Source organism: Microbacterium phyllosphaerae, from assembly GCF_050628115.1.
Classification (GTDB): domain Bacteria; phylum Actinomycetota; class Actinomycetes; order Actinomycetales; family Microbacteriaceae; genus Microbacterium; species Microbacterium phyllosphaerae_A.
In genome coordinates, this window is sequence record NZ_CP192502.1 from 2642490 (window position 1) to 2659981 (window position 17492).

Consider the following 17492-nt stretch of genomic DNA (forward strand, 5'->3'; position numbering starts at 1 on the left):
TCAGCGCCGCCGAAACGTCCTCACCGAAAAGTAGACTGAATCCGACATGATCAGACCTGACCTCACCCTCCCGATCCCCGAGTCGATCTCCTCCGCGCACTTCATCGGCATCGGCGGATCCGGCATGAGCGGCCTCGCCAAGATGTTCCTCGATGCGGGGATCCGCGTCTCCGGGAGCGACCGCGCCGACAGCGACAACCTCCGCGCTCTGGCGGCGGCCGGGGCCACGGTGCACGTCGGACACGACGCCGCCCACCTCGGCGACGCCGACACCGTGGTGCACACGGGGGCGATCTGGCCCGAGAACCCCGAGTTCGTCCTCGCGAAGGAACGTGGATTGCACGTGATCCATCGTTCGCAGGCGCTGCACTGGCTCATCGGCTCACGTCGACTCGTCTCGGTCGCCGGTGCGCACGGCAAGACCACGTCCACCGGCATGATCGTGACGGCTCTCCAGGCGCTCGGTGCCGATCCGAACTTCGTGAACGGCGGCGTGATCGAGCAGCTCGGCGTCTCCAGTGCGACGGGCACCGGTGAGCTCTTCGTGGTCGAGGCCGACGAGTCCGACGGCACGTTCCTGCTCTACGACACCGCGGTCGCGCTCATCACCAACGTCGACCCCGACCACCTCGATCACTACGGCTCAGACGAGGCCTTCCACGACGCGTTCGTGCGCTTCGCCGACGCCGCCACCGAGGCCGTCGTCATCTCCAGCGACGACGCAGGCGCGCTGCGCGTGGGTGCGGGGCTGTCGCACCCGAACGTCATCACCTTCGGGCAGGCGGAGGACGCCGATGTCCGCGTCACCGACATCGTGGCCGCAGGCCCTGTCTCCGCGACGATCACCCGGGGCGATGAGAGCGTGCGGCTGCAGCTCGCCGTGCCCGGTGTGCACAACGCGATCAACGCGGCGGGAGCCATCACGGTCCTCCTCTCCGTCGGCTTCGGGCTGAGCGAGTCCGCGCGCGCCGTCGAGGGCTTCGCCGGCACCGTGCGCCGGCTCGAGCAGCACGGAGTCGAGCGCGGCGTCACGGTCTACGATGACTACTCGCACCACCCGACCGAGGTGCGGGCCGCGCTCGAGGCGATGCGCTCGATCGCCGGCTCCGGCAGGATCATCGCGATCCAGCAGCCCCACACGTACTCGCGCACGCAGCACATGTTCCGCGAGTTCGCCGATGTGCTCGAGACCTACGCCGACCACACGGTCGTGCTCGACGTCTACGGTGCCCGCGAGGACCCGGTGCCCGGTGTCACGGGTGAGCTGGTCAGCGGTGCTTTCCAGGATCCCTCGCACGTGCACTTCGTCGCGGACTGGCAGCAGGCCGCCGACTACACGGCGTCGGTCGCGCGTGAGGGCGACTTCGTCGTGACTCTCGGGTGTGGCAACGTCTATCAGATCATCCCGCAGGTGCTCGAGTCGCTGCGGACCACAGAGGTCTAGGCGATGCGACGTCCGCCTCCGCTTCCCACGCCTCCCGCGGGTCCCGCGGAGGACGAGTCCGCAGCCGGGCGACGGACGGGCTCTCGTGGTCGCGCGCGCGCCGCTGAGGATGAAGGCCGGCGCGACGATGCGGATGTCGTCGATCTCGGGGCCTTCGCAGGAGACGCGGGCGCGGATGATGCCGAGCGGCCGATGTCGACGCGTGACGTCTGGCGTGCCGCGCGCGCACGGCGCAAGGCGCTCCGCGCCGAGATCCGGCGCTTCACCCAGCGCTCACGTCGCAGACGGATCATCTGGCTGAGCGCGATCGGCGCTGTCGTGCTCCTCGTCGGGGGGACGACCGTCGCGGCGTACAGTCCGCTGTTCGCGGTCGAGAAGATCACCGTGGTGGGCGCGACGACTCTGGATGCCGCGACGGTCGAAGCCGCACTGGCCGACCAGATCGGCACCCCGCTCGCCTCGATCGACACGAGCGAGGTGAAGGCGTCGCTGCTGGCCTTCCCGCTGATCGAGACCTATGCGCTGGAGGCTAGGCCCCCGCACGATCTCACCGTGCGGATCGTCGAGCGCACCCCCGTCGGCGTCATCCGCTCAGAGGCGGGGTACACCCTTGTCGATGCTGCAGGAGTCGCTCTTGCGACGACATCGGATCAGCCCGCCGGACAGCCTCTCCTCGACATCGAGGGCGGCACGGACTCTGCAGCCTTCGAGAGTGCGGGTCTCGTCGTGCGATCCGTGCCAGCCGATCTGAGAGCGACGCTCACGGGTGTGCGCGCGACGTCGCCGGATGACGTGACGCTCACGTTGAGCTCGGGCCTCACCGTGGTGTGGGGGAGCTCCGAGGATTCGCCGATGAAGAGCGAGGCCCTCTCGAAGACCCTGATCGGGCGTCCGGACGCATCCACGATCGACGTCACTTCGCCCCACGCAGTCGTCGTCGGCTGAGGTTTCGACGGCAAACGGGCGACACGCCCGTGTCGTTGCGTGTGCGCGGGGGCGTGACGCTTACCTTCGAACAAGAGAAACCAATACCGGGAAATACTTTACACCTCTAGTTGAGGTTTAAGGTTCAACCCTCGGGATCTCGCCCAAAGACAGGCTCGACTATTCGGAGGCCGGCCATGAGCCAGAACCAGAACTACCTCGCCGTGATCAAGGTCGTCGGCGTCGGCGGTGGCGGCGTCAACGCCGTCAACCGCATGATCGACCTCGGTCTCCGCGGAGTCGAGTTCATCGCAGTGAACACCGACGCGCAGGCGCTGCTGATGAGCGACGCCGACGTCAAGCTCGACGTGGGCCGCGAGCTCACTCGCGGACTCGGCGCAGGAGCCGACCCCGAGGTGGGTCGCCGCGCAGCCGAGGACCACGCCGAAGAGATCGAGCAGGCGCTCACGGGTGCCGACATGGTCTTCGTGACCGCGGGAGAGGGAGGCGGAACCGGAACCGGTGGTGCCCCCGTCGTCGCTCGCATCGCGAAGTCGATCGGCGCACTGACCATCGGTGTCGTCACCAAGCCGTTCTCCTTCGAGGGGCGTCGTCGTCAGAGCCAGGCCGAAGCCGGCGTGGTGAAGCTCAAGGAAGAGGTCGACACGCTCATCGTGGTGCCGAACGACCGCCTCCTCGAGATCAGCGATCGCGGCATCTCGATGATCGAGGCCTTCGCCACGGCCGACCAGGTGCTCCTCGCCGGTGTGCAGGGCATCACAGACCTCATCACGACCCCGGGGCTGATCAACCTCGACTTCGCGGACGTCAAGTCCGTCATGCAGGGCGCGGGTTCCGCGCTCATGGGAATCGGATCCGCCCGCGGAGCCGACCGTGCGATCAAGGCCGCCGAGCTGGCCGTCGAGTCGCCGCTCCTCGAGGCCAGCATCGAGGGAGCTCACGGAGTCCTGCTCTCCATCCAGGGTGGTTCGAACCTCGGGATCTTCGAGATCCACGACGCCGCGGACCTCGTCAAGGAAGCCGCGCACCCCGAGGCGAACATCATCTTCGGTACGGTCATCGACGACACGCTCGGCGATGAGGTGCGCGTCACCGTGATCGCCGCCGGCTTCGACAGTGGCGAGCCCTCACTGCGCCTCGACCCGATGGTCGTCACGCGTCCCGCCGCAGCGAGCACGCTCCCCGAGGTCGCTCTCTCGAACGACGACGAGAGCAAGCCCGCCTCCGAAGCCGTCGAGGCCGAGAAGGCCCCGCAGCGCGTCACCGCGACGAGCATCGAGCCCGCGTTCGCGGATGACGACATCGACATCCCTGAATTCCTGAAGTGACCCTCGCGCAGGGCCCCGAGGAATCGGGTCTGGCCGCGCGGCTCTCGGCGATCGATGAACGTATCGCCGAGGCTGCGCGACTGGCCGATCGGGATCCGGGTGAGATCACCCGGATCGTCGTGACGAAGTTCCATCCCGCATCGCTCGTGCGCGACCTGCAGGCGCTGGGCGTGCGTGAGGTGGGGGAGAACCGCCAGCAGGAGCTCTCCTCGAAGGTCGGCGAGCTCGACGGCCTCGATGTCCGCTGGCATTTCATCGGACAGGCGCAGACCAACAAGGCCTCCGCGATCCGGCGGAGCGCGGATGCCGTGCATTCGGTCGACCGCGACAGGCTCGCCGATGCCCTGCACAGGGCTGCCGAGGGGGATGACGTCCTCGACGTCCTCGTCCAGGTCAACCTGACGGCCGACGAGGGGCGAGGCGGTGTCGCGCCTGACAACGCGCGCTCGCTCGCCGAGCACATCCTGACCCTTCCGTCGCTCCGCCTGCGAGGCGTGATGGGCGTGGCTCCTCTCGATGAGGAACCCGCATCGGCCTTCGCCCGGCTGCGCGCCGTCGCAGACGGCGTGCGAGAGATCGAGCCCGCCGCCGACTGGATCTCTGCAGGCATGACCGGTGACTTCGTCGAAGCCATCGATGCCGGCGCGACACACCTGCGGATCGGCTCCGCAATCACGGGACCCCGCCCCGACCGGGGTTAACCTGTGAACAGACCAGCCCGACACGTTCGAACCGGAGGACACGATGGGTAACCCGCTGAAGAAGACCATGGTGTATCTCGGCCTCGCCGACGAGGAAGAGGCTTACGAGGAGCAGGCTCCGGCCCGCGCCCACCGCGAACGTGATCGCGACCGCGACCGTGACCGGGAAGAGCCCGCTCCGGCGCCCGTCACCCCGCTGCGGCGCCCCGTCGCCGTGCGCCAGCCCGCAGGAGGGGCAGTGAACGAGATCCTCACCGTGCACCCGAAGCAGTACCGCGATGCTCAGCTCATCGCCGAGAGCTTCCGCGAAGGTGTCCCGGTCATCATCAACCTCTCTCAGATGAGCGACGCCGACGCGCGCCGTCTGATCGACTTCGCATCCGGTCTCTCGCTCGGTCTGTACGGCCGCATCGAGCGGGTCACCTCGAAGGTGTTCCTGCTCTCGCCGGAGAACATCGCTGTGTCGGGCCACGGGGGAATCGCGCACGCAGACGCTGAGTCCGCGGGCTTCGACCAGTCGTAGACCGTGGGGATCGTCGTCTCCATCGTCGCCAGCATCATCCATCTGGCGCTTCTGCTGTATCTGCTGGTGCTGTTCGCTCGCTTGATCCTGGGCTACATCCCGATGTTCAATCGGGAGTGGCGACCCAAGGGTGCGGGTCTCGTCGCAGCCGAGCTCGTCTACACGCTGACCGATCCGCCTGTCCGGTTCTTCCGGCGGATCATCCCACCCCTCAGGATCGGCTCGATCTCGCTTGATTTCGGGTTCTCGATCACGATTCTGATCGTGCTGATCCTCATGAGCATCGTCCGCAACTTCATCTGAATCCTGCGCGACTTCGACGCCGCGGAGTGTCGCGGCGTCGCGGCTGACAGGCGCGGGGACTATGCTTGGCTCCCAGGTGCGCGCCCCGGGTTCGCGCCACATCACGACCACGCCATTCTCGAAACTGGCAACCGAACTCATCGAAGGAGCCACCATGGCACTTACCCCGGATGACGTCGTCACCAAGCAGTTCCAGCACGTCCGCTTCAAGGACGGCTTCGACCCGGACGAGGTCGACGACTTCCTCGACGAGATTGTCATCGAGTGGCGCAAGGCCCTCGAGGAGAACGTCGAGCTCAAGGCCAAGCTGGCCGCGTTCGAGTCCGGCGATGCGCCGGTCGCTGCTGCGACTCCCGCAGCCGAGGCCCCCGCGCCCGTCGTCGAAGAGGCGCCCGTCGCCGCACCGGCCGAGCCCGCTCCGTCGGGTTCCGCGACCGCGACCGCCGGCATCATCGAGCTCGCACAGCGCCTGCATGACGAGCACGTCGCCGAGGGTGAGGCCAAGCGCGCTCAGCTCATCGCCGACGCCGAGGGCGAGGTCAACCGCATCCGCACCGAGGCCGAGGCCAAGCAGCGCGAAGAGTCGGCACGTCTTGAGCGCGAGCGCAACACGCTCGAGGCTCGCATCACCGAGCTCCGCAACTTCGAGCGCGACTACCGCTCGCAGCTGCGCGGCTACATCGAGGGCCAGCTCCGCGACCTCGACGAGAAGTCGGCGTCGACGGACTCGACCCCGGTCTCCGCGATCGGACTGTAGGTCGTCCCTTTGCCAGGACGCCCTGCCCTTCGTCGGTCGGCGGCTGGCGCGATCGTTGCGATTCTCGCAGCGATCGTGCTGGCCGCCGATCAGTTTGTGAAGTACCTCACCACCGAGAACCTGCCGCTGCAGGAGCCCGTCCCGGTGCTCGGTGAGTTCCTTCAGCTGTACTACGTGCGCAATCCCGGTGCGGCGTTCTCGCTCGGGTCAGACGTCACGTGGATCTTCACCATCGCGCTGGCGGTCGTCGCCGGTGTGATCGTGTGGAAGGCCTTCGGTCTGCGCTCCCGGCTCTGGGCCGTCGTCCTCGGCTGCCTTCTCGGTGGAGTGCTCGGCAACCTCACGGATCGCCTCTTCCGCGATCCCGGTTTTCCCATGGGGCACGTCGTCGACATGATCTCGATGCCGTGGATGATGCCGGCGATCTTCAACGTCGCGGACATCTTCATCGTCACGGGCATGATCTCCGTGGCGCTGCTCGTCGTCTTCGGGCTGCGTTTCGACGGCACGCGCGAACGCGACCACGCCCCCGTGGAGACGGACGAAGAGGCCGAGGCCGTCGCGATCGCCGAAGAGGCGGATGCTGTGGAGCAGACGGACGCCTCGCAGGCCGACACCACGTCTCCCGATGCGCCCGCCGCCGCGTCGGACGGGCGCTGAGCGTGGAGTTCCGCTCCCTTCCCGTTCCTGACGGGCTGGAGGGAACGCGCGTCGACGCCGCCTTGGCGAAGATGCTCGGCTTCTCCCGGACCTTCGCCGCGGATGTCGCCGCAGCCGGCGGCGTGCGTCTCGACGGCGTCACACTCGACAAGTCCGATCGTCTTCGCGGCGGCGGATGGCTCGAAGTGGAGTGGCAGCCGAAAGAGGAGCCGAGGATCATCCCGATCGCGGTACCCGAACTCGGGATCGTCTACGACGATGACGACATCGTGGTGATCGACAAGCCCACAGGCGTCGCCGCCCACCCGTCTGTCGGCTGGGAGGGCCCCACGGTGGTGGGTGCCCTCGCCGCCGCAGGGTTCCGTGTCGCCACGAGCGGTGCGCCCGAACGTCAGGGCGTCGTGCATCGCCTCGACGTCGGCACCAGCGGGCTGATGGTCGTCGCCAAGAGCGAGTCGGCCTACACAGCGCTCAAGCACGCCTTCAAGGAGCGCACGGTCGAGAAGATCTACCACGCGGTCGTGCAGGGGCACCCCGATCCGTTCACGGGCACGATCGACGCGCCGATCGGTCGGCACCCGAATCACTCGTGGAAGTTCGCGGTCGTCTCTGACGGCAAGCCCTCGGTGACCCAGTACGAGACGCTCGAGGCGTTCCCGGGCGCCTCGCTCCTCGAGATCCATCTCGAGACCGGTCGCACGCACCAGATCCGCGTGCACATGGCCGCGCTCCGGCATCCGTGCGTCGGCGATCCGCTCTACGGTGCAGACCCCACGCTGTCGGCGAAGCTCGGTCTCACCCGCCAATGGCTGCATGCGCACAAGCTCGCATTCTCACACCCGGCGACGGGGGAGCGGGTGCAGTTCGAGTCGGCGTACCCTGCGGACTTCGAGCACGCTCTGGCGGTCCTGCGAGGCGAGTAGCGCGGTCAGAATCGGGCGTCGCCGGCGGCGGCGACCACGCTGTCGAGCGTGGCCTCGAGGAAATCGACCACCGGGACGGCGTCGACCTGGCGGTCGACCACCAGCTCGAGGAGTGCTTCCTCGGTGAATGAGACCCAGGCGCGAAACGCCACTCTCAGCGCCGGGGTGTCCGGCGCGCCGAGCTCCTGGAACGCCTCGCGCAGGCGCGCGGCGTTCAACTCGCGCGATTCGTCGACGATCGCCCGGACCGCGGGGTCGCCGCTGGCCACACCCCGAACGAGCGACGAGAACGTGCCGCTGTGGTCTCTGACGAAGCCGGCGATGCGAAGAAGGGTGTCGCTGATCCGTTCGCGGGGTGGCAGGTCGAGGCGCGGTTCCGTGGCGAGGAGCAGGCTGTCCCGCGCGGTGGTGACGATCGCGCGTTCGACGCCCCGACGACTCTCGAAGTAGTGGAAGACGAGCGCCTTCGAGACGCCCGCTCGTACAGCGAGTTCGTCGATCGTGAGCTCTTCGAGCGGATGCTCAGCGAGGAAGCCCACGCCGATCGCGATCAGCTGCGCCCGGCGTTCTGCGGGGCTGAGGCGAGAGCGGCGCTCTGGGGGCATGTCTGAAGCCTACTGAGCGTCTAGGCGATGTCCCTGGGGTGGTCCAGACTGGGCGCATGAGCATCGAGGTGCGACCGGCGACCGAGTTCGGTGACGTGGCTGCTCTCGTCGGCCCGAAGAAGCCGACGTCGAACGTGTGCTTCTGCCTGAGCTATCGGATCGGCAGTAAAGAGAACAACGAGCTGCGGGGCTCCCAGCGCGCGGATCGGGTGCGTGAGCTCTGCCATCAGGACCCGCCTCCCGGCGTGATCGCCTACCTCGACGACGAACCGGTCGGGTGGGCGGCGGTGCATCCGCGCAGCGACACGAGTTTCGCTCGGAACAGACTGATCCCGAAGGTCGACGATCTCGACGTGTGGTCGCTGTGGTGCATCCGGGTCAGGCCGGGACACCGCAAGCAGGGCATCTCGCATGCGCTGATCGAGGGCGCCGTGGCCTACGCGACGAAGCGCGGTGCCCCGGCGATCGAGGGATATCCCGTCGACAACCGGGGTGAGAAGGTGAATCTCACCATGGCGTACGTCGGCACGCGAAGCCTGTTCGAGGCGGCGGGCTTCACCAGGGCCGCCGACACCGAGTCGGTGCTCGACGGCTTCCCCCGGGTGCTGATGAGACTCGATCTGACGAAGTCGAAGAAGTCGTCGAAGAAATCGTGAACCGCGTCGACGCTCAGAGGCAATACACAGTGTGAGCACAGACAGTGAGATCATCCGGCGGTCGCTGGATCAGCAGTCGGCCTTCGCCGAGCTGTTCGACCGACACGCCCGCGCGGTGAACGCTTTCGCGACCTATCGCATCGGTCGGAGTGCCGCCGAGGACGTGCTCAGTGAGACCTTTCTCGTGGCTTTCCGCCGCAGGGCGGACTTCGACGTGAGCAGGGAGTCGGCCCTGCCCTGGCTGCTCGGAATCGCCTCCACTCTGATCCGTCGGCACCGAGTGGTCGAGGCCAAGCACTGGCGGTCATTCGCCGCCGTGGCCGCCGGTGAGGAGCACGCGACGCTCGGCGGACTGGACGACGCGATGCGGCGGGTCGACGCGGAACGTGAAGTGCGTGCGCTCCGAGCGAGGATCGCTGCGCTCGCCCCCAAAGATCGGGAGACGCTGCTTCTGCACGCCTGGCACGGGTTGAGTTATGAGCAGGTCGCGGAGGTGCTGTCTGTGCCCGTCGGCACCGTGCGTTCGCGTCTGAACAGAGTACGCAGACGGTTGGATCCCGCTCGAAGGGTCCAGGCATTCGAGAAGCAGCAGAGCGGAGAAGTCCATGGACGTGTTTGAGAGGGTACAGCTGACCAAGCCTGTGAGAGAGGCCGAGGACCTCGATCTCAGTTCTGCACGCTTGCGCCTGATGAGCGCGATCGAGGCCGAGCGGCGTCCGGCGACGTCGCGGGCATCACGGCGGCCATGGATCATCGCGGGTGGGCTGGCGGGGGCGGCCGCCGCGGTGACCGTCGGGGTTCTCGTGGCGAACGGGTTGACGAGTCCGGCACCGACGATCGAAGCGGTACCGACGCGGGAGCCCGGAACGTCGCTGCAGCCGAGCGTGACGTCTGAGCCCTCTCCCGAGCCGCCGGCGGAGGAGACACCGGCCGAGGTGCTGCGTGGTGCGGCGGTGGCCGCGGCCGAGTTCGTGTCTCCGGCACTCGCGCCCGGCCAGTATCTCCGTCGTGAGTGGACGACTGAGGAGCTGTACGTGTATGAGGACGCCTTCGGTTCCTGGGCGACGCCTGGATGGGGAGGGTCGCGGGACACCGCGACAAGCGCGTGGCTGGTGGGTGCTCGCGGGACACAGTACATTCCTGCTGATCTGGCGAGCCGATGGTACGGGTCGATGGGGCGATCGGAGCTCCTGTCGAGCTTCGGCGACGGCGCAGAGGCCGAGGCAGGAGCTCAGGTGATCCCGGGGATGCTCGGATCGCGCCCTCAGGTCGAGCCCTATGACGTCTTCGCGCCGTGGTCCGTCGGCGGCGCAAGCGATCTCGCCTCCTTCTTCGCGGCGATGCCCGACGACCCAGAAGAAATGGTGAACTGGATCCGGGGTCAGGTGGAACCTGAGCGACCGGGAGGGGAGGACTTCGAGGTCGGCTGGACCCTCATCGGGTTGCTCTCGTACAACGCGGGTCCGCCGGAGGTCCGGGCCACGATGTACCGAGCGCTCAGTCTGCTCCCCGGATCAACTGTCGGCGAGGAACAGACGGGAGGAGCACGCACCCTCACGTTCGAGTCTCGTTTCGGGTGGGCGTCTGATCCCTCGGATTCCTCACTGACGCGGTTCACTGTGACGATCGACATGGCGACCGGCGACATCAGGGAGACGACGTACACGTCGGATGTGGGTGAGGGCATCGTTCCTGCCGAGGTCCCGAATTCTCGCATGATCTACGCGGTCAGCGTGGTGGACGGGCTCCCGTGATGACGATGCCGACATCGAGGCGGGCGGCGGACGCGCCGGCGCCCGATGTCGGACGCCGAAAGTAGAATCGAAGGCATGGCATCCGACTCCTTCGTCCACCTGCACGTGCACAGCGAGTACTCGATGCTCGACGGGGCGGCGAAGATCGCGGCGATGACCCAAGCCGCTGCGGATTACGACATGCCGGCCATCGCGGTGACCGATCACGGCAACACCTTCGCGGCCTTCGAGTTCTACAAGGCGGCCAACGCCGCGGGCGTCAAGCCGATCATCGGACTCGAGGCCTACGTCACCCCCGGCACGCACCGCAGTGACAAGACGCGCGTGCAGTGGGGGTCTCCCGATCAGAAGAGCGACGACGTGTCGGGTTCCGGCGCGTACACCCACATGACGATGTGGAGTGAGAGCACGCAGGGCATGCACAACCTGTTCCGGCTCAGCTCGCTGTCGAGCATGGAGGGCTACTACTTCAAGCCCCGAATGGATCGGGAGCTCCTCCAGACCTACGGCAAGGGACTGATCGCCACGACCGGATGCCCGTCTGGTGAGATCCAGACGAGGCTGCGACTCGGTCAGTACGACGCGGCTCGCGCGGCGGCAGCGGAGTTCCAGGATCTGTTCGGCAAGGAGAACTACTTCGCCGAGATCATGGATCACGGCCTCTCGATCGAGCGTCGGGTCATGACCGATCTGATCCGCCTCGCGAAAGACCTCAACATCCCGCTCGTCGGCACCAACGACTCTCACTACACCCACCAGCACGAGGCCGATGCGCACGCGGCGCTGCTGTGTGTGCAGTCCGGCTCGACGCTCGACGACCCGAACCGCTTCAAGTTCGACGGAGACGGGTACTACATCAAGACGGCCGCAGAGATGCGTCAGCTGTTCCGCGACCACCCCGAGGCCTGCGACAACACGCTGCTCATCGCCGAACGCTGCGAGGTCGAGTTCAACACCGCGGCGAACTACATGCCGCGCTTCCCGGTGCCGGACGGCGAGACGGAAGACAGCTGGCTCATCAAGGAGGTCGAAGCGGGTCTCCACTACCGGTACCCGAGCGGCATCCCCGACAAGGTGCGCAAGCAGGCCGAGTACGAGACCGACATCATCCTGCAGATGGGTTTCCCGGGCTACTTCCTCGTCGTCGCCGACTTCATCAACTGGGCGAAGGACAACGGCATCCGCGTCGGTCCCGGTCGTGGTTCCGGTGCCGGATCGATGGTCGCCTACGCCATGAAGATCACCGACCTCGACCCGCTCGAGCACGGCCTCATCTTCGAGCGTTTCCTCAACCCCGACCGCGTCTCGATGCCCGACTTCGACGTCGACTTCGATGATCGTCGTCGTGGCGAGGTCATCGACTACGTGACCAAGAAGTACGGCTCCGAGCGCGTCGCGCAGATCGTCACCTACGGCACGATCAAGTCGAAGCAGGCGCTGAAGGACGCCGGGCGAGTGCTCGGCTTCCCCTTCAGCATGGGTGAGCGACTGACCAAGGCCATGCCGCCGCCCGTGATGGGCAAGGACATGCCGCTCGACGGCATGTTCGACTCCGCGCACCCGCGCTACAAGGAGGCGAGCGAGTTCCGTGCGCTGATCGAGACCGACCCCGAGGCGAAGACGGTGTTCGATCGCGCCCTCGGGCTCGAGGGGCTGAAGCGGCAGTGGGGCGTCCACGCCGCCGGTGTGATCATGTCGTCCGAACCGCTGCTCGACATCATCCCGATCATGCGTCGCGAGCAGGACGGCCAGATCGTCACGCAGTTCGACTACCCGTCATGCGAGTCGCTCGGCCTGATCAAGATGGACTTCCTGGGGCTGCGCAACCTCACGATCATCTCGGACGCGCTCGACAACATCCGCACCAACAGGGGAGAGGAGCTCGACCTCGAGCACCTCGAGCTCGACGACCGCGGGGCCTACGATCTACTCGGTCGTGGTGAATCGCTCGGCGTCTTCCAGCTCGACGGCGGGCCCATGCGGTCGCTCATGCGTCTGATGCGTCCCGACAACTTCGGTGACATCTCGGCCCTCATCGCGCTCTATCGTCCAGGGCCCATGGGTGCGAACTCCCACACGAACTACGCGCTGCGAAAGAACGGCCAGCAGCCCATCACGCCGATCCATCCGGAGTTCACCGAATCGCTTGCGGACATCCTCGACGAGTCTTACGGCCTGATCATCTATCAAGAGCAGGTCATGGCCATCGCCCAGCGCGTGGCCGGATTCTCGCTCGGTCAGGCCGACATCCTCCGCCGAGCGATGGGCAAGAAGAAGAAGTCCGAGCTGGACAAGCAGTTCGAGGGCTTCCAGGCCGGCATGCACGCGAACGGCTACTCAGACGGAGCAGTCAACGCCATCTGGGAGATCCTGCTTCCGTTCTCGGACTACGCCTTCAACAAAGCCCACTCGGCCGCCTACGGCGTCGTGTCCTACTGGACCGCATACCTCAAGGCCCACTATCCCGCCGAGTACATGGCCGCACTGCTCACCAGCGTCGGCGACTCGAAAGACAAGATGGCGCTGTATCTGAACGAGTGCCGCCGGATGGGCATCAAGGTGCTCCCGCCTGACGTCTCCGAATCCATCAACTACTTCGCCGCCGTCGGCGACGACATCCGATTCGGGCTAGGCGCCGTGCGAAACGTCGGCAGCAACGTCGTCGAGGGCATCGTGAAGTCGCGCAAGGACGAGCGCTTCACCTCGTTCCACCACTTCCTCGACAAGGTGCCACTGCACGTCTCGAACAAGCGCACCGTCGAGTCGCTGATCAAGGCAGGCGCCTTCGACTCGATGGGCGACTCCCGCCGGGCACTGCTGGAGATCCACGAGGATGCCGTCGAAGCCGCCGTCGATCGCAAGCGGAACGAAGCGCAGGGCGCGATCGGCTTCGACTTCGACAGCCTGTACGACGGCATGGACGAAGTGGCGCCGGCCAAGGTTCCCGCGCGGCCGGAGTGGATCAAGAAGGACAAGCTCGCATTCGAGCGCGAGATGCTCGGCCTGTACGTCTCCGACCACCCGCTCGCAGGGCTCGAAGTGCCTCTCGCGAAGCATGCGTCGATCTCGATCCACAACCTCATCAATTCCGAGGAGATGCAGGACGGCGAACAGGTCACGGTCGCCGGGCTCGTCACCAGCGTCCAGCACCGCGTGGCGAAGGCGAGCGGCAACCCGTACGGCATGATCACCGTCGAGGACTTCAACGGCGAGGTGACGGTCATGTTCATGGGCAAGACCTACACCGAGTTCCAGCACATCCTCCAGCAGGACTCGATCCTGGCCGTCCGCGGACGCGTCTCGAAGCGCGACGACGGGCTCAACCTCCACGCGCAATCGGCATTCGCACCCGACGTCGGCTCATTCGATGCGGCAGGCCCGCTTGCACTCGTGTTGGCTGAGCAGAGAGCGACCGAGCGGGTCATGAACGAGCTCGCCGAGGTCCTGCGCCGGCACAACGGAGACACCGAGGTGGTGCTGCGCGTACATCGCGGCGGCACGGCGAAAGTGTTCGACGTGCCGATGCCCGTGAAGGTCTCCGCAGACCTGTTCGGTGATCTCAAGTCCCTCCTCGGACCGAGCTGTCTCGGCTGACCTGACCCCATACACGAGTCGCCCGATGACGTCCTCCCGGATGCACCGGGTAGTATCAGGACGCGTTCGGGTGCAGGGCGTCAGAGGCTCTGCACCGTGGCGAAAGGACCACCCCCATGAGCACGGAATCCCCCTTCCTGAACAATGACGGCTCGGATGCAGACGGCACAGTCGTGGCCTCCGAGTCCACGGTCGACGAGGTCTTCTCCGACGACGACGGCGTCCTCTACGACGACGAGGTGACGCCGGAGTTCGGCATCCTCGGGTTCACCCTGCGTGAGCTGCTGATCGTCGGCGTCTGGCTCATCGCATTCGTCTCCTCTTTCTTCCCACACGCCGTCGACGCCTCGATCTGGAGCACCGGCATCCAGTGGATCCTCCCGATCGGTGTGCCGACCGTCGCGGTCTTCCTGCTGATCCTGCGGCGCTTCTCGCCGGACGGCATCCGCCGGGTCGGATCCCTCGGGATCGACCAGTTCGCGTCCGTCGCCTTCTCCGTCGCAGCCGTCTTCTGGGTCGGAGCGCTGTGGAATGCAGTCGCCTTCGCCATCGAGTTCGGCATCTTCGCTCTCTCCTGGAGCGGCATCGTCCAGCTCATCGCGTCGCTGGCGCTCGTCACTCTCACAGTGTTCGCGCCACTGGTCCCTGGGCTCAGAGAAGACTTCCACGGCAGGCTCGTCACCCTCGCACACCGCAACGCGAACCCCGTGCGCCCGGTCATCCCGAGGCCGCGACCCGAGCCGGAACCGGTGGCGAACACGACCTCCGAGACGTTCTCGGAATCCGCCGGCGACTCCGCGGCGGGTGCGTCACTCGCCACGGCGGGGTACGCGTCCGACACGAACGCTCAGTATGCGTCCGATGAGACCGAGCAGTACGCGCCCGCATCGACCGAGCAGCACGCGCCCGCATCGACCGGGTACGAGCCAGACACGACCGGGTCACACGAAGCCGCCCCTCGCACCGAACCTGCGTCGCACACCACGCAGGCGTTCCCCGCGGGCGGCCTCGACGTCGAGCTCTCCGGGCAGCAGGCGACCGACGAGGTCGCCCGGCTCGACCTGGCCGACCACGTGCCCCTCGCCGCGCACGCATCCGGTGGCGGGACGGGCACCGAGCAGACGACGTCCGATGAGGACTACGCCCCGGCCTACTCTCGCAGCAGCCGAGGCCAGGAGCCCGAGATCGTCTCAGACACCGGAAGCATCGAGTCACTTCTGGGTGCGACGGCTCAGGACGTCTCATCTCCCGAGACCACAGCGTTCCCCGCCGTCGACGAACCCACCGACGTACCCGCGAACGACGCATACACTTCCCCTGCCGCGCAGCCGTTCTGGGTGCTCGCTCCGACCGAACGCGACGTGCACGACGAGCGAGGCGAGGCGATCTTCCAGATCGGTCCGAACGCCTGGGCTCTCGTCATCGAAGACCGTGGCGGTGCCTACGTCGTGCGACACGACGACGGTCGCATCGGCTACCTTCACGACATCGCAGACATCACGAAGGGCTGATCTTGCGCACGATCGATCTGCGGGGGCGCGAGCTCTCGCCGGCTGACATGCTCGCGGCCGTGCCGCGAGCCACCCAGGCACGTGCCGAGGCACTCGACACGGCGGCGCGGATCGTCGAGGACGTGCGTGCGCGCGGCGAAGAGGCGCTCCGCGAGCAGGCCGACAGGTTCGACCGCGTCTCCGGACACGAACTCCGAGTGCCGGCCCAGCACATCGCCGATGCCCTCGAGATCCTGGCACCGGAGGTCCGTGCTGCGCTCGAGGAGGCGATCCGTCGAGTGCGCATCGCCTCGGCCGCCCAGGTTCCCGCACCCCAGATCACCGAGATCGGTACCGGCGCCAAGATCACCCAGCGCTGGCAGCCCGTGCACCGTGCAGGCGTCTATATTCCCGGAGGCAAGGCGGTGTATCCGTCCAGCGTCATCATGAACGTGGTCCCGGCGCAGGTGGCCGGAGTCGAGCAGATTGCGCTCGCATCCCCTCCGCAGGAGGACCAGGACGGACGCGTCCACCCGACGATCCTCGCCGCGGCCGGACTTCTCGGCATCACGGAGGTCTATGCGATGGGCGGGGCGGGGGCCATCGGAGCATTCGCGCACGGTGTCGCCGGCATCGGTCTCGATCCGGTCGATGTGCTCTCGGGGCCGGGGAACAACTACGTCGCCTCGGCGAAGAGGGCTGTGGCCGGTGTCGTCGGCACCGATTCCGAGGCCGGGGCCACCGAGATCCTCGTCGTCGCGGACTCGGCCGCGGACCCGCGACTGATCGCCGCCGACCTCGTGAGCCAGGCGGAGCACGACGAGCAGGCGTCGGCGGTCCTCGTGACCGATTCGGAGGAGCTCGCAGACCGCGTGGTGTCCGAGGTCACCAGGCAGGCCGCCTCGACACGCCACGCCACCCGTGTGGCGGCAGCGCTCGACGGCCCGCAGTCCGCGGTCGTTCTCGTCGACGACCGAGCCATGGCCACCGCGTTCAGCAACGCATACGCGCCGGAGCACCTGGAGCTGCACCTCGACGATGCCGAGACCGCGGCCGCCGCGTTCACCAGCGCCGGTGCTGTCTTCGTGGGCGACCACACGCCCGTGAGCCTCGGGGACTACATGGCGGGCAGCAACCATGTCCTCCCCACCGGGGGACAGGCGCGCTATGCACCCGGCCTCGGCGCCTACACGTTCCTCCGCCCGCAGCAGGTGATCTCGTACGATCGCGCCGCCCTCGCCGAAGTCCGCGCCGGGGTCGTCGCACTCGCCAACACCGAAGTGCTTCCCGCGCACGGCGAGGCGATCGAGGCTCGTTTCACGGCGTAGGATCGGTCAGATGCACTGCCCCTTCTGCCGTCACTCGGACTCTCGGGTCATCGACTCCCGCACCAGCGACGACGGTCTGTCGATCCGCAGACGACGGCAGTGCCCCGAGTGCGGCGGTCGGTTCACGACGACCGAGACGGCGAGCCTCAACGTCATCAAGCGATCGGGCGTCATGGAGCCGTTCAGCCGCGAGAAGGTCATCTCCGGTGTGCGCAAGGCATGCCAGGGTCGGCCCGTGACCGAGGCCGACCTGGCCATCCTCGCTCAGAGGGTGGAGGAGGCCGTGCGGCAGACCGGCGTCTCGCAGCTCGACACGAACGAGATCGGCCTCGCGATCCTCGGTCCGCTCCGCGATCTCGACGAGGTCGCCTACCTGCGGTTCGCGAGCGTCTATCAGGCGTTCGACTCGCTCGAGGACTTCGAGAGCGCGATCACCGATCTCCGCGCCGACCACGTGAAGCCGGAGCCCGTCGACCGGTAA

General features: G+C 67.1%; 17 protein-coding genes. 16 read left to right on the plus strand and 1 reads right to left on the minus strand.

The features are described 5' to 3' along the window. The first annotated feature begins 46 nt into the window (after positions 1-46). The 9 genes from murC (at position 47) to ACQ4LY_RS12540 (ending at position 7584) form a co-directional block, all read left to right on the plus strand. Positions 47-1444 (plus strand): UDP-N-acetylmuramate--L-alanine ligase, encoded by a 1398-nt coding sequence (gene murC, locus ACQ4LY_RS12500; protein WP_431071949.1) that lies wholly within the window; start codon positions 47-49, stop codon positions 1442-1444. Positions 1445-1447: 3 nt separating this feature from the next. Beyond that, entirely contained in the window at positions 1448-2389 is a 942-nt protein-coding gene (locus ACQ4LY_RS12505; protein ID WP_431071951.1) for an FtsQ-type POTRA domain-containing protein, read from the plus strand. 176 nt (positions 2390-2565) lie between these two features. Beyond that, on the plus strand, positions 2566-3717 hold the full coding sequence (gene ftsZ, locus ACQ4LY_RS12510; RefSeq protein ID WP_431071953.1) for a cell division protein FtsZ: 1152 nt from the start codon (positions 2566-2568) through the stop codon (positions 3715-3717). Between the two features lie 62 nt (positions 3718-3779). Then, positions 3780-4418 carry a YggS family pyridoxal phosphate-dependent enzyme gene (locus ACQ4LY_RS12515; protein ID WP_431075681.1) on the plus strand — a complete coding sequence of 213 codons (639 nt, stop codon included), beginning with the start codon at positions 3780-3782 and terminating at the stop codon, positions 4416-4418. Positions 4419-4461: 43 nt separating this feature from the next. Then, positions 4462-4941 (plus strand): cell division protein SepF, encoded by a 480-nt coding sequence (locus ACQ4LY_RS12520; protein WP_056306994.1) that lies wholly within the window; start codon positions 4462-4464, stop codon positions 4939-4941. A gap of 3 nt (positions 4942-4944) precedes the next feature. After that, on the plus strand, positions 4945-5244 hold the full coding sequence (locus tag ACQ4LY_RS12525; protein ID WP_235559839.1) for a YggT family protein: 300 nt from the start codon (positions 4945-4947) through the stop codon (positions 5242-5244). Positions 5245-5398: 154 nt separating this feature from the next. Continuing rightward, positions 5399-6001 carry a DivIVA domain-containing protein gene (locus ACQ4LY_RS12530; protein ID WP_431071955.1) on the plus strand — a complete coding sequence of 201 codons (603 nt, stop codon included), beginning with the start codon at positions 5399-5401 and terminating at the stop codon, positions 5999-6001. A gap of 9 nt (positions 6002-6010) precedes the next feature. After that, positions 6011-6661 carry a signal peptidase II gene (gene lspA, locus ACQ4LY_RS12535; RefSeq protein WP_056306998.1) on the plus strand — a complete coding sequence of 217 codons (651 nt, stop codon included), beginning with the start codon at positions 6011-6013 and terminating at the stop codon, positions 6659-6661. 2 nt (positions 6662-6663) lie between these two features. Then, positions 6664-7584, plus strand: a complete 921-nt coding sequence (locus ACQ4LY_RS12540; protein WP_431071957.1) for an RluA family pseudouridine synthase — start codon at positions 6664-6666, stop codon at positions 7582-7584. Between the two features lie 5 nt (positions 7585-7589). Here the strand turns inward: ACQ4LY_RS12540 and ACQ4LY_RS12545 are convergent, their stop codons facing one another. Next, positions 7590-8189 carry a TetR/AcrR family transcriptional regulator gene (locus ACQ4LY_RS12545; RefSeq protein ID WP_431071959.1) on the minus strand — a complete coding sequence of 200 codons (600 nt, stop codon included), beginning with the start codon at positions 8187-8189 and terminating at the stop codon, positions 7590-7592. Between the two features lie 56 nt (positions 8190-8245). Here ACQ4LY_RS12545 and ACQ4LY_RS12550 point away from each other — a divergent pair, with 56 nt between their 5' ends. From ACQ4LY_RS12550 to nrdR, 7 genes are all read left to right on the plus strand, one after another. Beyond that, positions 8246-8845, plus strand: a complete 600-nt coding sequence (locus tag ACQ4LY_RS12550) for a GNAT family N-acetyltransferase (RefSeq protein ID WP_431071961.1) — start codon at positions 8246-8248, stop codon at positions 8843-8845. A 31-nt stretch (positions 8846-8876) separates the two neighbouring features. Then, positions 8877-9464 (plus strand): RNA polymerase sigma factor, encoded by a 588-nt coding sequence (locus ACQ4LY_RS12555; RefSeq protein ID WP_431071963.1) that lies wholly within the window; start codon positions 8877-8879, stop codon positions 9462-9464. Between the two features lie 70 nt (positions 9465-9534). Beyond that, positions 9535-10599, plus strand: a complete 1065-nt coding sequence (locus tag ACQ4LY_RS12560) for a hypothetical protein (RefSeq protein ID WP_431071965.1) — start codon at positions 9535-9537, stop codon at positions 10597-10599. A gap of 75 nt (positions 10600-10674) precedes the next feature. Continuing rightward, a complete protein-coding gene (gene dnaE, locus ACQ4LY_RS12565; RefSeq protein ID WP_431071967.1) occupies positions 10675-14193 on the plus strand; it encodes a DNA polymerase III subunit alpha in 3519 nt (1172 codons plus the stop codon). A 116-nt stretch (positions 14194-14309) separates the two neighbouring features. Next, entirely contained in the window at positions 14310-15704 is a 1395-nt protein-coding gene (locus ACQ4LY_RS12570) for a hypothetical protein (protein ID WP_431071969.1), read from the plus strand. After that, the gene (gene hisD / locus ACQ4LY_RS12575; RefSeq protein WP_431075682.1) at positions 15704-17011 is read left to right on the plus strand and encodes a histidinol dehydrogenase; all 1308 of its coding nucleotides are present in this window, start codon (positions 15704-15706) and stop codon (positions 17009-17011) included. Before ACQ4LY_RS12570 ends, hisD begins: the two co-directional genes overlap by 1 nt. Positions 17012-17021: 10 nt before the next feature. Next, positions 17022-17492: a transcriptional regulator NrdR gene (nrdR, locus tag ACQ4LY_RS12580; protein WP_056307011.1), complete on the plus strand. Its 471-nt coding sequence runs from the start codon at positions 17022-17024 to the stop codon at positions 17490-17492.